This window comes from Novosphingobium sp. GW835-FHT14H07 (assembly GCF_058793515.1).
On sequence record NZ_JBXAFX010000015.1, the window covers coordinates 37,366 to 57,879 of the forward strand.

Below are 20,514 nucleotides of genomic sequence, written 5' to 3' on the forward strand. Positions count from 1 at the left end.
TAAAAAACCGGAGGGACGGAAAGGAACGTCGCCTAAGCGACCCTCCCCCGCCCCCCCGGCAAGGTGGATCAGGTTATATGCGCTGGCCTCAGAACTTGAAGCCCGCGGTCACGCCGTAGGTCCGCGGTTCAAGCGCCATGCCGAACGACCACAGGCCAGCCACGGTGAACGCGTGGGTCGTGGTCTTCTCGTTCAGCAAGTTGCGGGTGAACACGCGCAGGTAGGCCTTGCTGTCCTTCAGGTCGAAGTTGAAGGTCATCGACGCATCGACCAGATCCTGCGTGGTGGTGCGCACGCGCGGATCGTTGCCCCCCACCGTGATCAGCGTCGCCTGGCCCGAACCGTTCAGCGTCGGCGTCAGCGAAGCTGCCGAAAGCTGTTCGTCATAGGGCGAGATGTGGCGCCAGCCGACATTGGTGGTGATGTCGCCAAAGCCGGTCGGTGCGACGTATTCCGCGCCCAGCGACGCGGTGAAGTCCGGCGCATAGATCAGGCGGTTGGCCGAGTAGTTGAACGGCACCAGCCCCGCACCGCAGGCATTGGTCGCCACCGGCCCTGCCGCATAGGCGCCGCAGGTGACGAAGTTGCGGAAGTGCGAATCCATGATCGCGATAGAGCCGGTGATGCGGAAGTTCTCGGTCACGCGCAGCGTGCCGTCCGCCTCGATGCCCTTGATCAGCGCGCCGCCCGGCACGTTGCCGGTGATCGTCTGGTTGCCGGTGGGGCCGCCCGGAACGGTCAGGTTCTGCTGCATGTCCTTGTAGTCCGACACGAAGCCGGCAAGGTTAAGCTCGAGCTTGCGGTCGAACGCCGAAAGCTTCACGCCCACTTCATAGGCGTCGACCGTTTCAGGCTGGAACGGCGTGCTGGCGGTGGCAGCCGTTGCCGCGCGCGGGCTGAACCCGCCCGAACGGTAACCGCGCGACCACGAGGCATAGACCATCAGGTCCTGGTTCGGGCGCCAGTCGATGCCGACCTTGGGCGTGAACTTGTTGAAGCTCGCCTTGCCCTTGCCGACCAGTGCGATCTTGCTCAGGTCGATGTTGTCGGGGTCAAGCAGCGTGTTGGCGGCAAAGCCGTTGCTCAGCTCCTTCTTGTCGTGGCTGTAACGGCCACCGAATGAAAGGCGGAAGCCTTCGGCAAAGGCCCAGTTGAAATCGCCGAACACGGCGTAGCTCTCGGTCTTGCCTTCCACGCGCTGGGCGTTGCGGTCAAACAGGGTCGGCGGAGTGGTCGGGCTGAAGCCGAACACGCGCGACCACTGCGTCAGGTCGTATTCCGACTTGAAGTAGAAGCCGCCGACGACATAGTCGAAGCCGTCGAAAAGCTCGCCCGCAGCGCGCAGCTCCTGGCTCCACTGTTCGTAGTGCTGGCGGCGATCGACGTAGTAGAGGTCGACCGACGAACCGTCGAAGTCCTGCGTCTGCGCTTCCGTGCTCTTGCGCCAGCCGGTGATCGAGGTCAGCTTCACGCCGCCCGCGTCATAGTTCATTTCCAGCGTCGCTTCGGGCGCCTTGTAGTTGCTCGAAGCGGCGTCGCCGAAAGTGGTGTAGAGATCGGTCGTGGTGTTGCGGTTGCATTCGCGCGCCGGGATGAACGCGCAGAACACTTCGCTGCTGTTGGTGATGTTGCTGACCACGGGGTCGAACACCTGCTCGACCTGGGCCACCGTCAGCTGCGCATCGAAGCCCGAACCGACAGGCTTGAACAGCAGGCTGGCGCCGTAGTTCTCGCCATTGCTCCAGCCCGCGTCGACATTGCGCACGACGTTCTTGTAGAAACCATCGGTCTCGTTGTGGAAGTACCACGCCTTGACACCCCAGCTCTCCTCGTTGCCGTAGTTGGCCAGGATCTTGGTCGAGAACGTGCCGAACTTGGCAAAGGTCGCCTCGGCCTTGAGGCCGGGCTTCATCGTCGGCTTGGTGCGCTGGATGTTGATCACGCCGCCGATGGTGTTGGCGCCGAACAGCGTGCCCTGCGGTCCGCGCAGCACTTCGAGCTGGGCAATGTCGAACGCATCCTGCAACTGGCCGGTGTTGGTGCCGATCACCACGCCATCGACCAGCACGCCCACGGTCGGCGTCTGCGACTTTTCGATATCGGCATAGGTCAGGCCGCGGATCGAGATGTTGGCCGCCTGCGCGCCCGAATTCTGCTGGGTGATGAGCAGGCCCGGAGCCGCGCCCTGCAGGTCGCCGATGTTCACGGCAGCCTTGCTTTCAAGGAAAGCGGTGTTGACCGCGGTGATCGCCACCGGCGTGCTCTGCAGCGTTTCCGAGCGGCGGCGTGCGGTCACGATGATCGCGCCGGTATCGCCTGCATCGGCTGCTGTGGTTTCGTCGGCCTGAACCGCCTGCGGCTCGTCCGCTTCGGTGGCGAATGCCGGCAGCGCGAGGCCAAGCGCGGTCGTGGTCATGGCAACGGCAAGCATGCGCCGTGCAGCAGTGGTTCTCATGTCTATCCTCCCTCCAAGGGTAACCTCGTCCGCTCAGGGACGATGGCTCGCCTCCTTCATCCACCGCTGCGGGCATCGAACCAACTGCGACTTGTTACAGGTGCATGTGCCAGTGCATCATCCATCCTTGCCGTAGCGTTCGGACAAGAATCCGGGAGAGATCACAATGACCGTCAATCGCCGCTTCCTGCTGGCTCGCCGCCCTGTCGGCACGCCGGTGCCAGAGGACTTTTCCCTTGTCGAACAAGTCGTTCCCTCCGCGCCCGAAGGCGGCTTCGTGGTGCGCAACTGCTATGCCTCGCTCGATCCCGCACAGCGCGGATGGATGGACGATGCGCCCAGCTACATGCCGCCGATCCCCCTGGGCGATCCCGTCAGAGCGACGACGGTTGGCGTCGTCGCCGCCTCCAACTCGCCCGACTTCGCCGTTGGGGATTGGGTTCTGGGCATGAACGGCCTGGAAGACTACTCGGTCAATGGCGCAGGCGGATTCACCATGAAGGTTGATTTAGACCACGTCGATTCGCCATCGCGGTTCCTGTCGGCAATGGGCGCAGTCGGCCTCACCGCCTATTTCGGCCTGATCGACGTCGCAAAGCCAAAGCCGGGCGAAACGCTGCTGGTTTCGGGCGCCGCAGGGGCGGTTGGCTCCGCGGTCGGTCAGATCGGCAAGATTCTCGGCTGCCGGGTGATCGGCATTGCCGGGGGTGCCGAAAAGTGCCGCCGCCTGATCGAGGACTACGGCTTCGACGTCGCCATCGACTACAAGAACAAGTCGGTCGAACAGCTCGCCGCCGAAATCGGCGCCGCCGCGCCGAACGGGGCTGACGTGGTGTTCGAGAACGTCGGCGGCGACGTGTTCGATGCCGAACTGCTCAACCTCGCCAAGCACGCCCGCATCGTGCTGTGCGGCTTGATCAGCGAATACAATTCCCCCGCCAAGGTCGGCGCGCGCAACCTCTGGTCGATCCTCACCAACCAGGCCACGCTCTACGGTTACCTCATCATGGACTACGCCCCGCGCTTTGCCGAAGGCGGCGCGGTCATGGCGCAGTGGATGGCCGAAGGCCGCCTGCGCATCGACGAGGACGTGCAGGTGGGCCTCGAAAACGCCTACGATGCCTTCATGCGCCTGTTCACGGGCGCCAATACCGGCAAGCTCGTGCTGAAGATCGCCGATGGCCTCTGATCGCCTTACGGGCCGCAAGGCCATCGTCACCGGCGCAGCCTCGGGCATTGGCGCGGCCACCGCTGCGCGCCTCCGCGCCGACGGAGCGCAAGTCTTCACCGCAGACGTGCAGGGCGATGTCGATTTCTCAGGCGATCTCACCGCCCCCGATGCCAATGCCCACCTGATCGAACAGGCCGTGGCGGCGATGGGCGGGCTCGATACGCTTGTCCCCTGCGCCGGGATCAGCGCGTTCCACCCCCTCGAAGGCCATGACGACGCCTATTTCCTGCGCGTGATGGAGGTGAACCTCGTCGCCGTCTTCCGCCTCGTGCGCGATGCCACGCCGCACCTCAAGGCCGCTGGCAACGGCCGCATCGTCACCATCGGCTCCACCACGTCGAGCCACGGCGACGAGGGCCTCAGCGCCTATTCCGCCTCGAAGCACGCGGTGCTCGGCTTCACCAAGTCGGTCGCGGCGGAACTCGGCCCGTTCGGGGTGACGGTGAACTGCGTGCAGCCCGGCGCCATCGCCACGCCGATGACCGCGCCGGCCTTTACCCAGATGCCCGAATTCCGCACCTTCTGGGAGAACAAGGCCCCCTTGCGCCGCCTCGGCCAGCCCGAAGACATCGCCGACGTCATTGCCTTCCTGTGCAGCGACGATGCCCGCTTCATGTCCGGCCATGGCGTATGGGTCGATGGCGGGGCCATGGTGCGGCACTAAAACCCGTTCAGGCCGTTCCTTTTCCAAAGCCGGTCAAGGGCTTGGGCGAGGGGCAGGAACGCAGTTGATGAAGGTCGCGGCATTCGATGAAAGCAGCGCGCGGGCCGATCCGCCGGCGACCATGCGCATGGATTACTGGAAGCCCTCCCCCCGGCTCGAAGGGCTGGTCAGCGGCTACCATCTTTACGCCGTCGCGCCGCCGCAAGGGCAGGTCCACAGCGATGTGTTCCAGCCGGCCTGGTTCAACTTGCGCATTCTGCTTGATCCGCAGACCCGCTGGCATGTCCGTTGCGGTGAGGGCGAAGCCGTGCGCGTGTCCGATGTCGCGCTGTTCGGCCCCTCGTCCACGGCCTGCTGGTCGCAAAGCGATGCCGGCACCGTCATCGGCGCAGGGATCACCCCGCTGGGGTGGGCGCGCCTCGGCAGCTGCTCTGCTGCCAAGATCGCCGATCGCGTCGTCCCTGCGCGCGACGTGCTGGGCGAAGATGTCGAAGCTCTGGCCCGGCACCTGCGCAGTGCGGCGCCCGCCGCTGTCCCCGCAATCTTCGATGCCTGGCTGATCGACCGGATGGGCACGCCTCACCGCGACGAGGACACCATTGCCCGGATCTTCTCGGCCCTGCTCGATCCCAATCTGCGCACGGTCGGCCAGCTCTCGCACAGTCTCGGCATTGCCTTGCGCCAGCTGGAGCGCCTTTGCCTGCGCTCGTTCGGTTTTGCGCCCAAGCTGCTGCTGCGCCGCGCCCGCTTCCTGCGCTCGCTCCATGCGCTGATCCGGGGCGGGCCGGGCCGACGCGCGCTCGCCATCGACGCCGGCTACACCGATTACTCGCACTTCATCCGCGAGGCGCACGAGTTCCTCGGCATGAAGCCCACGCAGTTCCTTGAAGCCTGCGGACCGATGTTCACCCGTTCGCTCCAGTTGCGCCAGGCCGTCCCAGGCGCTCACCCGCCCGGCCGATTAGGCCTTCATCACCGGCATCGGCGTGCTGCCGCTTTCGTCGAGGTAATAGGCGATCCACTTGTGGAAGAACTGGTTGCCCGGCTCGTTCCGGCCGAAGGTCTGGTGCGTCATCGCGCCGGATTCCAGCCCGTTCTGCACTTTCAGGCCAAGGAAGTAGTCCTCCTCCTCCACCACATCGAAGAAGAAGTCGCACATCCGGTCCAGCGCGGCGAGGCCTTCCTCGGTCTCGGGCTTCACCGGGAAGATGTAGTTCATCACGGTGGTGTTCTGGTTTGCCTTCGGCCCGGGGAACAGCTGCGCCAGCTGGCCCATCTCGGGCGCCAGAAAGAAGCTCATGTTCGGAAAGAGCATGCGGATGAAATCATAGCCGTTGTTCTCCTGTCGCCCCCACTCCTCGCGCGGCAGGTCGGCCAGGCGGGTGATCGAGTTCTGCGGGAAGCCCAGCCGGATATGCGGCCCGAAGCCCTCGTAGTGGGCGCGGTTCGAAGGGCTGCGCGTCGCCACCGTGTTGGTGTGCGCGGCCTGGAAGTGATAGCCTTCGAGATAGCCGTCATAGGCGACCTTCCAGTTGGCCCCCTTCATCGTGCGCGCCTTGTGGAAGTACCAGGTCTCGAGGCGCAGCGCGGCGAAGTCCTCATACATCCCGCCCATCCATTCGATGGCGTTGATCGGCAAGTCAGGTGTCAGGATCACGAAGATCAGACCCGCCGCCTCGTCACAGGGCAGCTCGGTCATGTTGAGGGTGGAGCGATCCACCTCTCCGAAGGTGCTCGCCTCGGCAATGCCGATCAGCTTGCCCTCGTTGGAATAGGTCCAGCCGTGGTACTGGCAGGCAAAGGCCTTGCAATTGCCCTTGCCCTCTTTGGCCAGATGCATCGCGCGATGCTTGCACACGTTGAGGAACGCGCGCGCCTTGCCATCCTTTCCGCGGGTGATCAGCACCGGCAGGCCCATCACTTCCATCGCCTTGTAGTCGTTCACCTGCGGCAGCTCGATGGTCAGCGCCAGCATCAGCGGCAACCGCTTGAATATCCGCGCGATCTCCGCCTCGAAGCGCTCCTCGCTGAGGTAGTCCGCCACGGGCACCCGCATCGTGCCGCTTGCCATGTCGGTCGTCCTGGTCTCGACGAAATGGAGCATCCGCTCGGCGGCGCGGGCATACTTGTCGTAAAGTTCGGTCATGTGGGTCAGCCTTTCAATTCAGATCCTTGTCGTAGCTTATGCCCACCCCCGCCCCCTCCCGCCTGCGGGAGGGGAGTTGCAGCGCCGCTCTTCGCCCTCCCGCAGGCGGGAGGGCCGCGAGACTTGGAGAGCGCAGCGAACCTAGTCGCAGCGGGTGGGCATCCAGCGTCAAGCGTTCAGATAGGAATCCAGCGTCTGGTGGATGTGGCGGATGCGCACTTCCTGATAATCGGCGAGTTCGACGCGCCCGTTCTTCGAAGCCTTCAGCCCCTCGTGGCACAGCGCCATGTTCTCGCTGTCCTGATCGAGCACCGCGCCCAGCACGCCAAGCTCGGGCGCGTCGGCCCAGATCTGGTCATCGCCGAGCAAGTGCATCGGCACGCCTGCAGGTCTAGGCTGTCCCTCCGGAACCCGGGCGATCACGCGCACTTCCATCAGGCACTTGTCCTGATCGGGCCAGGGCCGCCAGCGATAGACGATGTTGGGCATGAACCCGCCCCACGGCGCAAAGTTGGGGAACACGTTGTAGACCAGCGCATCAAGCAGTTCGCTTTCGGAAACGCCCGAATAGTCTCCGCCGAACTGCTTTTCCGAAACCTCGCGCATCTTCGCGCCCAGCGCGGCGCGGGCGCTGCGCCCTTCCGGCACCGTGATCGCATAGTTGTCCTTGTCCGCATCGTAGTTGTCGGCGCTGCGGCCGTTGTACTTGCGGAATTCGTCGATGATGCGCTGCTGCGGCCAGTGTTCGGCCCTGGCCTGCGCCTCGATATGCGGGCTGACCACGCCGAACGGGGTGTAGTTCACGTTCACGTGCCGGCCCAGCACGTGATAGGCAGCATTGGCATCGCCGGTGAACGGCATCAGCTGCGGGTGGGTGACATAGGCGTGGTAGCTTTCCATGAAAGCCTCCATCGCGATCTTCCAGTTGGCCGGGATGACCTTGGCCACCCATGCCACCGTCACGCACTCTTCGTGCCGCCAGCGCTTGAAGAATTCGGGAAGCGGATCGAGATATTCCTCGATCGTCGGCCCTTCGGCATTTTCGCGGATGAAGATATAGCCGCCCCATTGCGCCACATGGCCTTCGGGCAGTTGCATCTTCCGGTCCGTCAGGTGGGCAAAGTCCCAGCGGCAGGGAATGTTGCGTAAGGACCCGTCCGGGTTCCACGAAAAGCCGTGGAACGGGCAGAGGAACTGTTCGGCGCTGCCGCTGTCGGTCTTGAGCTTGCGGCCGCGATGCAGGCAGACGTTGTGAAACGCCTTCACGCTGCCATCCTCCTGCCGCACGATCAGCCAGGACCGGCCCGCATTGTCATAGGTCACATAGTCGCCCGGCTCGGGCAGGTCCTCCTCGCGCGCGGCGAACTGCCACACCGCGGGCCACATCTTCTCGCACTCGGCGCGGAAGAATTCGGGGCTGTAATACCGCGCCGCATCGATCGGCTCGGAACCGAGATACTGCGAACGGTCTTCGCCCATGAAAGCGGGGGGCTGCACTTCGTCGGCAGCCAGAATGTCCTCCCAGCTGGTGCCGGGGCATCGGGCCTGTTCGAACGCGCCGGGATCGCGGTCTGCCATGTCTTTCCTCTCCATCCTGGTGATAGCGGGAAAATGTCATGCCAGAGGCGCCCGTCGTTTGACCAAGGTCAAGAATCCCCGCCAAGCCCCCCTGTGACTTAGGCTAGGCCGCCGGGAATATCCGCAGTGACGACCGCTATCATGACGCGCTGACGGGGCAGTGAAGGGCTGGAATGGGGTGGAAAAGGGTTGATTTCGGACTAGCATACGCGAATGGATCAAGCACTCGGGTCATGGCGGCAGGACGGGCGGGTTAGCCTTTGGCGTTACCGGAAAGCCCGCAGGATGTATGACGATTGGCACTTCACAGCAGATGCAATGGGCTGTGCCAGCCTGATCGAGTTGTGTTCTATTCTTTCCAGTGCGACAGAACCCGCTCATCGGACTATCAGGGTGACGGATCCCCGAGTGGTTGGGGCAGATAACATTTTCGGCGGTCACGACCTTCGCCTTGAAGTCCCCGCAAAACTCCGCCTTGGCAATGACCTAGAAGGAACCGGGTCGATCGGCCTTTCAGCCGAGATTTTTGCAATGCCCCTCAGACCGGAAGATATCTCCAATCTCTCGGAAGCTGTGAGAGATGTATCAGCCAATCGCGCTGACTTTGGAGTGAGCTTCGGCGCGAGCGACACTATCTTCAGGTTTTGGTGGTGGCCGAAAAACCGCTAGGGCTGAACGTCCGCAATGGCGTCGTGTCCTGACAGTCCGCTTTTGGTCGCAAATGCCCAAAAGCCGCCAGTCTGCACCAACGGCCAGTCCGCCAGCCTTCCCCTCCAATCAGCAGGAACGGGGCTCGGATGCAAAAATTGGCGCCATAACCGCTCAAGGCCCGTCACACCGGGCCTTACTATACAGCCTGCCCCGGGGCCCCGCTGCCCCTTCCCGCACCCCCAAGCAAACAAAAATCGGCCCGGAAAGCGCATTGCCTTCCGGGCCGTTCAGGTATTGCAGCAGCCTCAGGAGGGAGGATAGAGACCGCCGCAGGGCACTTCTTCAGATCACTTCGAAACCTTCACCACGGTCACCGAGCGCGGCGGCAGGGCGATCGTCACGCCACCGCCCGCTGCCTTGCCGCTGATCGCCTTTGGCGCGACGACCGATGGCGCGGCGAAGGTGTTGACGCTGTCCACCTTCGGCGCGGTCAGCACTTCGCCGCTGGCGCTGCGGAAGCCGGGGATCGTCACGCTCGTGCCCGCATCGGGATCGACGTTGACGAGCGAGACCCACACCTGCCCGTCCTTGTCCTTTGCCGCCATGGCATCGACGCGCGGCAGCTTGCGATCGCCCACCGTGTATTCACCCGCTGCAAACTTCACCGGCGCGAACTGCGCGTCCTGGAACGGCACGTACATCTTGAACACGTGATAGGTTGGCGTCAGCACCATCTTGCTGCCGTCGGTCAGTATCATCGCCTGCAACACGTTGATCATCTGTGCGATGTTGGCGATCTTCACCCGGTCCGCATGGCGCGCAAAGATGTTGAGGTTGAGCGCCGCGATCACGCCATCGCGCATCGAGTTCTGCTGCTGCAGGAAGCCAGGATTGCTGCCCGGGGTCGGTGCAAGCCACGCGCCCCACTCGTCCACCGCAATCAGCAGCTTCTTGGCTGGATCGTACTTGTCCATGATCGCCTTCTGCTTCTTGAGCAGGGTGTCCATGGTAAGCGTATCGGCAATCATCAGGGCGTATTCATCGTTGCCGAAGCCGGTTGCCGGACGCACCGGCGGCCAGCCACCGCCGACGGTGTACTTGTGCAGCGAGACGCCTTCGATATCCCAGGAATAGACGTGCGTGCTCCACGCCTTCATCACTTCCTCGGTATAGTCGAGCTTGTCGCTGTCCCAGCCCACGGCAATGCGCTTCATCCGTGCTGCGCCTTCACGCTGCGCCGGGTTGAAATTGCGCGTGAAGTTGGCGAAGCGCTTCATCTCCTCGACATAGTGGTCGGCCGACATCGCGCCGCCGCAACCCCAGTTCTCGTTGCCGAGGCCAAGGATCGGCACCTTCCACGGCGCGGGATGCCCATTGGCGGCCCGCTCCTTGGCCAGCGTCGTGTCCTTCTCGGCGGTCATGTATTCGATCCAGGCCGAAGCTTCCGCCGCCGTGCCCGACCCGATGTTCACCGAGATATAGGCCTCCGACCCGATCTGCTCGGCAAAGTCCATGAACTCGTGGGTGCCGAAGGCATTGGATTCCGGCACGCCTCCCCAGTTGGTGTTGATCTGCACCCGGCGCTTGTCCGCCGGGCCGATGCCGTCGCGCCAATGATATTCATCGGCAAAGCACCCGCCCGGCCAGCGGACGTTGGGCACCTTGAGCGCCTTGAGGGCAGTGACCACATCAGTGCGGATGCCGCGCACGTTCGGGATGGGCGAATCCTTGCCGACCCACACGCCGCCGTAGATCCCGGTGCCAAGATGCTCGGCAAACTGGCCAAAGATATGCTTGTCGATCACCGGGCCGGTCGTGGCGGTATCAATCGCAACTTCGACCGCAGCGTCCTTTGCCAAGGCAGGCATGCTCAACCCAGCTGCAAAGGTCGCCGCCAGCAGCACTGTCCGAAATTTCTTGGCAATCGGCTTCATCGAATTCGCTCTCCTTTGCGCCGGGGGCCGTTCATGCCCCCGGTCGTATTCTTCACCTGCGGCGGATCAATGCCCGCCCCAGCCTTCCATCTGCTCCAGTTCCTTGCCCTTGGTCTCGGGCAGGAAGGCCTTGACCAGCCAGAAGCTCACCGCCGCGCTCACGGTGTAGAGCACGTAAGTTTCGGCAAGGCCCAGACCGCTCGCCATCGCGGGGAAGCTCTGCACCACTGCATAGTTCGCGCCCCACTGCGCCAGGCCGCATACGGCCAGGGCCGATCCGCGCAGCTGGTTGGGGAACATCTCGCCCAGCATGACCCACATCACCGGGCCCCAGCTGACGTTGAAGAAGATCACGTAGATGTTGGCTGCAATCACCGCGATCATGCCCAGCGACGGGTCCATCTGCAGTGCCCCGGCCGCATCCAGCGTCCCTTGCGAGAACGCCCAGCTCATCGCGCCCAGCGCCAGCGTCATGCCGGCGGAACCGACCAGCAGGAGCGGCTTGCGCCCCACCTTGTCGACCAGCGCCATCGTGATGAAGCAAGCCGCGATCGAGACCACGCCCGAGATGATGTTGCGTTCGAGCGCGGCTTTTTCAGATACGCCCGCCAGCTTCCACAGCGTCTCGCCGTAATAGAAGATCACGTTGATGCCGACGAACTGCTGGAACACGGCAATGATCAGGCCAGCCCACACGATTGGGCGCAGCACCGTGCCGGGCGCAAGCACATCTGCAAGGCGCGGGCGGTGATCGGTCGCGAACGAGGCGCGGATTTCCTCGACCTTGCGGCTCGCTTCGGTCTCGCCGAAAATGCGCGTCAGCACGGCCTTGGCGTCATCGGCGCGGCCACTGCTCACCAGATAGCGCGGGCTTTCCGGGATGAACTGCAAGGCCACAAGGAACACCACCGCCGGCACCGCCTGCGCCAGGTACATCCAGCGCCACGCCGGAACGCCCGCCAGCTCGCCGAGCGAATCCCCGGCCTGCTGCGCCAGCACATAGTTGACGACGAAGGCCGCGGTGAGGCCGGTGATTATCATCACCTGCTGCACACTCGTCAGTCGGCCGCGAATCGCAGCAGGGGCAACCTCGGAGATATAGGCCGGGGACAGCACGCTGGCCGCGCCCACCGCCATGCCGCCGAGGAAGCGGAACACCACGAACAGCGCGTGATTGCCCGTCAGCCCCTGCACCAGCGCACCGACCAGGAACAGGATCGCCGCCAGCACCATGATGCGCTTGCGCCCGAAGCGGTCGGCCAGACGGCCTGCCGTGAACGCGCCGGCAGCACAGCCGACGAGCAACGAGCCAACGGTAAAGCCAAGGCCATTGTCGTCGAGCGCGAAAGCCGCCTTGAGGCCGGCCTGCGTCCCGTTCACCGCGCCGCTGTCGTACCCGAACAGCAATCCGCCGATTGTCGCCACCGAGACGATTGCGCCGACAAGCGCCATGTTGACCCGGTCCTGCTGCACTGCAGCCATTTCCCTCTCCCAACTCGTTGAACTGGCCCGGACATTGCCATGCGCGATGCACAGCGTCGACGGCCCTGTTTACGTTCTCACCAGTTATCCCGGCCAGTCGCCTGGCGCGGCCACCGTTCATTTGATAGCGCTACCTTTGTATCCGAAGCCGAGCAGCATGCAAGCGCCAATTGCGTTTAAGTCTGCTTTATTCACAAACCCGCTTGCAAAGGGGATGTTGCAGCGTCAGGACTTCACGCAACGGGAGCCTGCAGAACATGAATGATACCAAGTCCCGCCGCAGCGCCGGACGTCCCACGGTCAACGATGTGGCGCGCCTCGCGCAATGCTCGCCGATGACGGTCAGCCGTGTCGTCAATGGCGGTTCCGGCGTGCGAGAGGAGACGCGTCTCGCGGTTGAAGCGGCAATAAAGCAGCTCAATTACGCTCCCAACCGCGCCGCGCGCAGTCTCGCCGGTGCCTCGCAACTGCGCATCGCCCTGCTCTACGCCAACCCTTCAGCCTCCTATCTGAGCGAGCTGCTGATCGGTTGCATGGACGCTGCAACCCGTCTCGATGCCCACCTCATGGTCGAACGCTGCGAGCCCGAGACCGATCAGTCGAAGATGATCGCGCGTCTTGTCGACAGTGCGGTCGATGGCTTCCTGCTGCCGCCGCCCTTGTGCGACGATACCGCCCTGCTGGCCCGTCTCCGCCGAGCGGGAACGCATGCGGTGCTGATCGGACCGGGGCAGGCCGAGGCGCACCACGGCGTCGTCATGATCGACGATTATCAGGCCGCCTACGACATGACGAAGCACATCCTCGGCCTCGGCCACAAGCGGATCGGCTTCATCATCGGCAACCCGCAGCAATCCGCCAGCGCCCTGCGCCTCGCCGGATTCCGCGATGCCATGGCCGAAAGCGGCGCCACTGTTGATCCGGCGCTCGTGCAGCAGGGTCACTTCACCTATCGTTCCGGCCTTGATGCGGCGATGAACATGCTCGCCCTGCCATCCCGCCCCACCGCAATCTTCGCCTCGAACGATGACATGGCCGCAGGCTGCGTCGCCGCTGCCCATCGCAACGATCTCGAAGTTCCGCACGACCTTACCGTCTGCGGATTCGACGATACCGCCTTTGCCTCGAACATCTGGCCGGAATTGACCACGATCCGCCAGCCGATCCGCCAGATGGCGGAAACTGCGCTTGATCTTCTGGCACAGGAAATCCGTGCCGAGCGGGCATCGGAAAAGATCAGGCCACGCCTGGCCACGCTCGACTACGAACTGGTCCGCCGCGAATCCGATGCGGCCCCGCCACAAGGCTGATCAGCGCACCACGTCCAGCGCAAACCCCGGCACGGCCTGCGCGCGCCCGTCGAACAGATTGACCACCGGGTTATCGGCCCAGCCGTAGCGAACTTTCGCCGCCGGCTTGCCATCGGTGGCCAGGACCACCGCATCGCCATCAACGCGGCCCGGTGCGAACCGGCAGGCGCCAGCGGCGTCGCACAGTTCGAACCCGATCGCGGTGTCGGAACTCCAGGCGTGAAGCCCGCCCTCGATGCCGCTGAAGGAAACCCGCACCGTGCTGCCTTCCGCCTTCGCCGCAAGTGGCATCGGCAAGGCCTTGCCTTGTGCGCCCATCGCCAGCCGCTGCGCCACCAGCAGCTTGTTGGCCGGATGAATGTCGGTCCGCTCCCCAAGATCGATGGCCGTCGCAAGGAACGCCTTCGGATCGTCGACAACGATCTGCCGCTGCACGTTGCGCGTTTGCGCCCAGCCGCTTTCGACCGGCTTGTCCGAAGCGGGACCATAATTGGCAAGCTGCACGATGCCGACCTTCAGCTCCGGTCCGAACCGCGCGCGCCATCCGGCAATCAGTCCCTTCATCCGGCGCGCGTAGTCCGCCGTGTCGACATCGCTCTCGCCCTGGTACCAGGCCGCGCCATCCATCGCGAAGTGTCCCAGCGGCGCGATCATGCGATTGTGCATCAGCCCGATGCCGGCATTGGCATCCCACGGTGCACGCGGCGGATAGGTCCTGGTCGGCGCGATGGCATAGCGCCAGCCCTCGCCCAGCGGCAGCTTCTCGCCCCCCGCCTGCGTCAGGAACAACCGGTCCGGGGCGCTGGCAAAGCCGCCGTTGCCATAAGTGTTGGTCACCGCGACCATGATCTCGTTCACGCCGGACTTCAGGAACCTGGGCGGCACCGCATAGGCGCGCTCCTCGTCCCAGCCGAAGGTATTGCCCACCGCATGGCCGTTGACGAAGGTCATGTCCATGTCATCGAGCACGCCCAGCGCCAGCGTAACGCCCGCCTTGGCTTGCGCTGCGGTCAGCGTCACTTGCCGCCGCATCCACACCGTGCCTGTCGGCTTGGCAGCAAGAGGCGTAGCGTCCCAGGCCAGCCAGCCCTTGATGGATGGAACCGGCTGCCACTGCAGGGCATCGGGCTTTGTCCACGGAGTGCTACCGCCGCTCTCGCCCCCGTACCATGCCGTCCAGCGCGGCGCGAACTGCGTGACGGCCGCCAGCTTGTCCTTGGCGAACAGGCCGAGCAGCGCCATCTCCTGCGCGCCGCCGATCTCGGCCCCGGCTGCAGGGTCGAGCCATGGGGTCACCTTCGATCCACCCCAACTGGCGTGAATTGCGCCAATCGGCACGCCGCGCGCACGGCGCAATTCACGCGCCATGAACCAGCACACCGCAGAGAAGCCGCCGCTCGTCTCCGGACCCGAAACCGCCCAGCGCGTCACCTTGCCGAATTCGCGCTCGGGCAGGTAGGACATCGCCTTTGGCACCTGCAGCAGGCGCAGTGCAGGATCGGCGGACATCGCCACTTCCATGCCACCGTTCAGCGCGCGAGAAAGCTGGAACTCCATGTTGGACTGGCCCGAACACAGCCACACATCCCCGACGAGCAGGTCGGCAACAGTCACGGACTCGGAACCTGAAGTTACCTTGAGGTCGATCGATTCCGCCGAAGCCTTGCGCGCCGGGAAGTTCAGCGCAAAGGCACCGTCAGCCCCGGCCCTGGCTTCGGCCTGCTCGGAACCCAGAGTTCCCGATACGACCGCGCCTGCCGCTGCACGCCCTTCGACCACCACCGGCCGATCGCGCTGGATCACCGCATGATCGCTCCACACCGCGCCCAACTCCAGCGCGGGTGCGGCCATCGCTGGTGCGGAGACGCCCGCGGCCAGCACCACCAGCAATGGCCGCATCACGCCCTGAACTCCGCGAGCGGGGCGGCAAAGCCCGGCACTGCCACATCAAACGCGAACAGGTCGCCCGCCATGGGCTGCGCGGCCAGTGCCTCGCTGTCCAGACCTTTGCGCGCGGTCGTCACGAAGGCGGTCTTCAAGTCCGCGCCGCCGAATGCCAGCTTCGTCACATTGGCGACGGGCAGGTCAACCTTCTGCAGCAGCTTGCCCTCGGGCGAATAGCGCGCCACGCCCCAGCCGTTCCACAACCCGGTCCAGACACACCCTTCCGCATCGCACACCGGCCCATCGGCATAAGCCTCGGGGAAATCGTCGGACACTTGCGCAAAGACCCGCGCTGCCCCGATGCTGCCGTCTTGGGCCAGGTCCGCCACATGAATTGTCCGGGCGAGCGTATCGGTGAAATAGAGCTTCGTCCCGTCGGGCGATACCGCCGGACCATTGGTGATGCACACCCCGTCCGGCCCTTGCGCCACCACTTCGCGGACATGGGCGCGGTAAAAGCGGCCGCTCGGCGCTTCCTCGCCGTCATCCATCGAACCGAACCAGACGCGGCCCTGCAAGTCGACGCAGGCATCGTTGAGGCGGTTGCCCTCAGGCTCCCCCGGAACATCCGCCACGTGCACGCTCGTGCCCAGCGCCGGATCGAACAGGTGCAACCCGTCCTTCATCCCCGCCAGCAGCTTGCCACCGATGGCAGGCACCACCCAGCCGACCTGCTCATGCACGCCGAAACTTTCGTGCCTCCCGGTAGCCGGATCGAAGCTGTGGATGCGCCTGTTCTTGATGTCCACGAACCACAGGCACTCTCGCGCCGCGTCCCACACCGGCCCTTCGCCCAGCGTGCAGCCAAGCTCCAGAACCCGCCGCACAGCCACCATCACCGCCATCCCCCGTCGACCCAGTATTCGTGCCCGGTGCAGAACCGCGCATCGTCAGAGGCAAGGAACAGGGCCATGGCGGCGATGTCAACCGGCTGGAGCCGGCCCTTGAGGCATTGCGCCGAAACGATTTCCGCTTCGCCTTCCGGCGTGTACCAGCGCATCTGCCGCTCGGTCTGCACGTTGCCGGGAATGATGGTGTTCACGCGGATGTTATAGGGCCCAAGCTCGCGCGCCAGGCTGCGGGTCAAGCCTTCCACACCGGCCTTGGCAATCTGGTAGAGCGCCAGTTCATCCAGCCCTAGGTGCCACGAGATCGACCCGAGGTTGAGGATCACCCCCCCGCCATTGGCCTTCATGTCCGGCCACACTGCCTGCGAGGCAAAGAACTTGTGCTTCAGGTTCACCGCCAGCCGCTCGTCCCAATAGGCCGGGGTGATATCGTCGAGCACGTGCCGGTCGTCACTGGCGGCGTTGTTTACCAGAACGTCGCAACCGCCGAGTTCGTCAACCAGCGCTGTCATCGCCGCGCCCAGTCCTTCGACATCCGATACGTCCTGCACCTTCAGCACCGGAACGTGGTGCGCCGAGCCCAGCCGCGCGATGAGTTCCCTTGCGGGATCTTCCTGTATGTCGATGAAGCCCACTTGCGCGCCCTGCAGGGCAAAGGCCTCCACGATCCCCTCGCCGATGCCGCTCGCACCGCCGGTCACGATCACGCGCTTGTCGCGCAAGCTGGGGTACTGCGCCGCCATCAGCCGCGGCTCTGCCTGCTGGCCCGCAGCGTGATTGGCAAGGGTATGCGCGGCCATTCAGATCTTCTCCACCAGGCCGCGCGCGGCCAGATTGCGTATGAATGCGCCAATGCCCATCGTCCACTTGGGCGCATCGCGCGATGTCGTGACGGTGTTGCTCAGCGCGCCGAGCCGATCGGAACGGATCGTCACCACATCGCCCACCTTGTGGGTAAAGCCGCCGCCCGGCTCGTCGCGGTCCTGCACCGGGGCAAACAGCGTGCCGCAGAACAGCACGAAGCCATCGGGATAGCTGTGCTCGCTCATCGTCTGGCGGACCAGTTCCAGCGGATCGCGGCTGATCTCGGTCATGCGGTTGGTGCCTTCCATGCGGAAGTTGTCGGTGCCCTCGACCACCAGTTCCACTTCAGCGGCGCGCACGTCCTCGATGCCGAAGCCCTCGTCGAACAGGCGGATGAACGGCCCGATCGCGCAGGACGCCGTGTTGTCCTTCGCCTTCGACAGCAACAGCGCAGATCGCCCTTCGAAGTCGCGCAGGTTCACATCGTTGCCCAGCGTCGCGCCGACAACTTCACCAGCGCCATCGCACACCAGCACCACTTCAGGCTCAGGATTGTTCCAGCTCGAATCCGATCGCACGCCGATCAGCGCTCCGTGCCCAACGGTCGACAGCACCGGCGATTTCGAGAAGACTTCGGCATCCGGCCCGATCGCGACTTCGAGATATTGCGACCACATGCCCTGCGCAATCAGCGCCGCCTTGAGCGCCATTGCCTCCTCGCTGCCGGGCACGACGGCGCGGATTCCGGCACCCACCGTATCTTCCAGACCTTGGCGGATACTGGCCGCAGCGGCGGCATCGCCACGCGCACGCTCCTCGATCACCCTTTCGATAGCGCTAACAGCAAAGGTCACGCCACAGGCCTTGACGCACTGCAAGTCTATCGGCGAAAGCAGGGACCACCCCTCGGGCAAGCCATCCTCAATGGCACCGAGATCGCTTCCCCCCGCGAAAGTGCGGCGCGCAATCGCGCCCGACACGGAACTGGCCGTCTGCGTGATGTCGAGGATGCGGCCATCGCGCAAAACGATGACATGCGGCCCGTCAGGCGCTTCGGCCCGACCGATGAAAACGCCATCTGCATAGTCGCGTGGCAGGCAAGCCGTGAGGCCCAAACCCATCAAAACATCCCCCGGCATCCCATAGTCTGATAGCGCTACCTTAGATGGTCGGCGACGCAAGATCAAGAGCGCCTGACCTGATTTTCAGCATTGCAGGTTTGGCAAGGGCGGCCCGGAGCCCCCAGGCATTTGCATCAGATCCGACACACTGATACCGCTATCATAAATCGGGCCGGAAACCCCTGCAGAGAGGATCGGGAAATGACACGCCTGCGTGCAGCAATCGCCCTCGTGATGGCAACCTTGGCGTGCCTTGCAACGTACCCGGCGCGGGCCGACGACGGCTACGGCCTCTGGCTCGGCCCCGCCGCAGACACAGCGACCGGGGCAGAAATAGAAGTCCCCCGCCGCTCCCCCACCATTGACCGCGCCGCTGCCGAATTGCGCCGCAGCCTGCCTCACCTGCCAGCCGCCGTGATGCTGGCCACCAGCAACGCCCCGCATCTCGCCATGCTTGATCTCGATACGCGGGCGCTCGGCCATGAAGGCTATCTGATTCGCGAAGTCAAGATCGGCAACCGTCCCGTCATCCTTGTGACCGGCAACAGCGATGTCGCCGTGCTCTACGGCGCTTTTGCCCTGCTGCGCCATGTGCGCGCGGGCGAATCGACCGCAGCCATCAACATCGCGTCTGCCCCCGCAATTCCGCTGCGCCTGCTCAACCACTGGGACAACCTCGATGGTTCGGTCGAACGCGGCTACGCCGGGCAATCCTTGTGGGACTGGTGGACCCTGCCTGACTTCAAGGACCCGCGCTATGATGATTACGCCCGCGCCAACGCCTCGATCGGCATCAACGGCACCGTGCTCAACAACGTCAATGCCAAGGCCGAAAGCCTCACCGCGCCCTATCTCGCCAAGGCCGCCGCGCTAGCTGACGTGTTCCGCCCATGGGGCATCCGGGTCTATCTCACGGCGCGCTTTTCCGCGCCGATCGAACTTAGCGGCCTCAAGACTGCCGATCCGCGCGATCCGGCGGTCGCTGCGTGGTGGCAGGCCAAGGCCGACGAGATCTACCGCTTGATCCCCGATTTCGGTGGCTTTCTGGTCAAGGCCAACAGCGAAGGCCAGCCCGGCCCGCGTGATTATGGCGCCAGCCACGCCGATGGTGCCAACATGCTCGCCGCCGCGCTGCGTCCCCACGGCGGAACCGTCGTGTGGCGCGCCTTCGTCTATGCCGATACTGACCCGACCGACCGCGCCAAGCAGGCTTACAGCGAATTCCGACCGCTCGACGGCAAATTAGCGGATAACGTCATCGTTCAGGTCAAGAACGGCCCGATCGATTTCCAGCCGCGCGAACCTGTACACCCGCTATTCGGCGCCATGCCGCGTACAAGACTGGCTGCGGAATTCCAGATCACCAAGGAATACCTCGGCTTTGCCACGCACCTCGCCTACCTCGGCCCCCTGTTCGAGGAAGCGCTCGATACGCCAACCGGCCAGGCCCCGGGTCAGACCGTGGCGGCAACGCTCGGCGCCATCTCTGGCGTAGCCAATATCGGCCGCGATCGCGATTGGGCGGGCAGCACTTTTAATCAGGCCAACTGGTATGCCTTCGGTCGTCTCGCCTGGGATCCGAAGCTTTCATCGCAGACAATTGCGCGCGAATGGTCGCGGCAGACCTTCGGCAATGATGCGCAAGTCACCGATACGGTCACAGCGATGATGCTGCGCTCGCGCGAGGCGGTCGTCGATTACACCGGCCCGTTCGGGCTTGCCCACCTGTTCGGCCCCGATCATCACTATGGCCCCGGCCCGTGGATTGCCGATCTCAAGCGGCCCGAATGGAATCCGGTCTACTATCACCGCGCCGACTCAGATGGCATCGGCTTTGACCGCACGGCTTCCGGCAGCAACGCCATTGGGCAATATGCCCCGACCATCGCCGCACGCCTCGCCCGCCCCGAAACCACGCCGCCGCAGTTCCTGCTGTGGTTCCACCATCTGCCATGGACCTATCCGATGCCCGGTGGAGAGACGCTGTGGTCGGCCATGGTCCGCCGCTATGATCATGGCGTTGCCGAAGTTGAAGCCATGCGCAAACAGTGGGCCACGCTGAAATCGCGCGTGGATGCCGAGCGTTGGGCCAAGACTGACGCCTACCTCGGCATTCAGGCCCGCGAGGCGCGCTGGTGGCGCGATGCCAGCCTCGCCTACTGGATGTCGCTCAACCACCTGCCCCTACCCACCGGTTCACCACCGCCCGCGCACGACCTTGCGTGGTACAAGCAGCAACGCTTCCCATTCGCCCCCGGAGCACCGCACTAGGTTCAGGCCTCCTCGACCTATCCAAAACGCCAAGCGCGCCAGGGCCTGCTGTCCCGCATGATCATCGCAAAAGGA

14 protein-coding genes and 1 pseudogene are annotated in these 20,514 nt (G+C 64.4%); 6 read left to right on the forward strand and 9 right to left on the reverse strand.

The features are described from left to right. Positions 1-88 precede the first annotated feature (88 nt). Positions 89-2,455 carry a TonB-dependent receptor gene (locus tag AC1Q5P_RS14290; protein WP_492519266.1) on the reverse strand — a complete coding sequence of 789 codons (2,367 nt, stop codon included), beginning with the start codon at positions 2,453-2,455 and terminating at the stop codon, positions 89-91. A gap of 166 nt (positions 2,456-2,621) precedes the next feature. Here AC1Q5P_RS14290 and AC1Q5P_RS14295 point away from each other — a divergent pair, with 166 nt between their 5' ends. The 3 genes and pseudogenes from AC1Q5P_RS14295 to AC1Q5P_RS14305 all read left to right on the forward strand — a co-directional run. Beyond that, complete coding sequence (locus AC1Q5P_RS14295) at positions 2,622-3,644, forward strand: NADP-dependent oxidoreductase (protein WP_492519267.1); 1,023 nt, start codon at positions 2,622-2,624, stop codon at positions 3,642-3,644. Then, the gene (locus tag AC1Q5P_RS14300; RefSeq protein ID WP_492519268.1) at positions 3,634-4,350 is read left to right on the forward strand and encodes an SDR family NAD(P)-dependent oxidoreductase; all 717 of its coding nucleotides are present in this window, start codon (positions 3,634-3,636) and stop codon (positions 4,348-4,350) included. The genes AC1Q5P_RS14295 and AC1Q5P_RS14300 overlap by 11 nt, the downstream gene beginning before the upstream one ends. Positions 4,351-4,918: 568 nt before the next feature. Continuing rightward, positions 4,919-5,179 (forward strand): annotated as a pseudogene (locus tag AC1Q5P_RS14305) (helix-turn-helix domain-containing protein); the annotation flags it as partial. Positions 5,180-5,311: 132 nt separating this feature from the next. On the opposite strand, the gene AC1Q5P_RS14310 reads toward AC1Q5P_RS14305, so the two are convergent. The 4 genes from AC1Q5P_RS14310 to AC1Q5P_RS14325 form a co-directional block, all read right to left on the reverse strand. After that, complete coding sequence (locus tag AC1Q5P_RS14310; protein ID WP_039336754.1) at positions 5,312-6,496, reverse strand: aromatic ring-hydroxylating oxygenase subunit alpha; 1,185 nt, start codon at positions 6,494-6,496, stop codon at positions 5,312-5,314. A gap of 168 nt (positions 6,497-6,664) precedes the next feature. Then, the gene (locus AC1Q5P_RS14315) at positions 6,665-8,074 is read right to left on the reverse strand and encodes an aromatic ring-hydroxylating oxygenase subunit alpha (protein ID WP_492519269.1); all 1,410 of its coding nucleotides are present in this window, start codon (positions 8,072-8,074) and stop codon (positions 6,665-6,667) included. A 998-nt stretch (positions 8,075-9,072) separates the two neighbouring features. Beyond that, entirely contained in the window at positions 9,073-10,659 is a 1,587-nt protein-coding gene (locus tag AC1Q5P_RS14320) for an alpha-N-arabinofuranosidase (RefSeq protein WP_492519270.1), read from the reverse strand. Positions 10,660-10,725: 66 nt separating this feature from the next. Continuing rightward, positions 10,726-12,141, reverse strand: a complete 1,416-nt coding sequence (locus tag AC1Q5P_RS14325) for a sugar porter family MFS transporter (RefSeq protein ID WP_492519271.1) — start codon at positions 12,139-12,141, stop codon at positions 10,726-10,728. 46 nt (positions 12,142-12,187) lie between these two features. Here AC1Q5P_RS14325 and AC1Q5P_RS14330 point away from each other — a divergent pair, with 46 nt between their 5' ends. Beyond that, entirely contained in the window at positions 12,188-12,406 is a 219-nt protein-coding gene (locus tag AC1Q5P_RS14330; protein WP_492519272.1) for a hypothetical protein, read from the forward strand. After that, complete coding sequence (locus AC1Q5P_RS14335) at positions 12,399-13,451, forward strand: LacI family DNA-binding transcriptional regulator (RefSeq protein WP_193828517.1); 1,053 nt, start codon at positions 12,399-12,401, stop codon at positions 13,449-13,451. Before AC1Q5P_RS14330 ends, AC1Q5P_RS14335 begins: the two co-directional genes overlap by 8 nt. Here the strand turns inward: AC1Q5P_RS14335 and AC1Q5P_RS14340 are convergent, their stop codons facing one another. From AC1Q5P_RS14340 to AC1Q5P_RS14355, 4 genes are read right to left on the reverse strand one after another with little or no spacing between them, the layout of a single operon-like run. Continuing rightward, on the reverse strand, positions 13,452-15,350 hold the full coding sequence (locus AC1Q5P_RS14340; RefSeq protein ID WP_492519301.1) for a sialate O-acetylesterase: 1,899 nt from the start codon (positions 15,348-15,350) through the stop codon (positions 13,452-13,454). It abuts the gene before it with no gap. Further along, positions 15,350-16,240 carry an SMP-30/gluconolactonase/LRE family protein gene (locus AC1Q5P_RS14345; protein WP_492519273.1) on the reverse strand — a complete coding sequence of 297 codons (891 nt, stop codon included), beginning with the start codon at positions 16,238-16,240 and terminating at the stop codon, positions 15,350-15,352. The genes AC1Q5P_RS14340 and AC1Q5P_RS14345 overlap by 1 nt, the downstream gene beginning before the upstream one ends. After that, complete coding sequence (xylB, locus tag AC1Q5P_RS14350; RefSeq protein ID WP_156135848.1) at positions 16,231-16,989, reverse strand: D-xylose 1-dehydrogenase; 759 nt, start codon at positions 16,987-16,989, stop codon at positions 16,231-16,233. Before xylB ends, AC1Q5P_RS14345 begins: the two co-directional genes overlap by 10 nt. A gap of 54 nt (positions 16,990-17,043) precedes the next feature. Further along, a complete protein-coding gene (locus tag AC1Q5P_RS14355) occupies positions 17,044-18,168 on the reverse strand; it encodes a fumarylacetoacetate hydrolase family protein (RefSeq protein WP_492519274.1) in 1,125 nt (374 codons plus the stop codon). 201 nt (positions 18,169-18,369) lie between these two features. On the opposite strand from AC1Q5P_RS14355, the gene AC1Q5P_RS14360 reads away from it, so the two are divergent. Further along, positions 18,370-20,439, forward strand: coding sequence for an alpha-glucuronidase family glycosyl hydrolase (locus AC1Q5P_RS14360; protein WP_492519275.1), 2,070 nt, complete (start codon positions 18,370-18,372; stop codon positions 20,437-20,439). Positions 20,440-20,514: the final 75 nt, after the last annotated feature.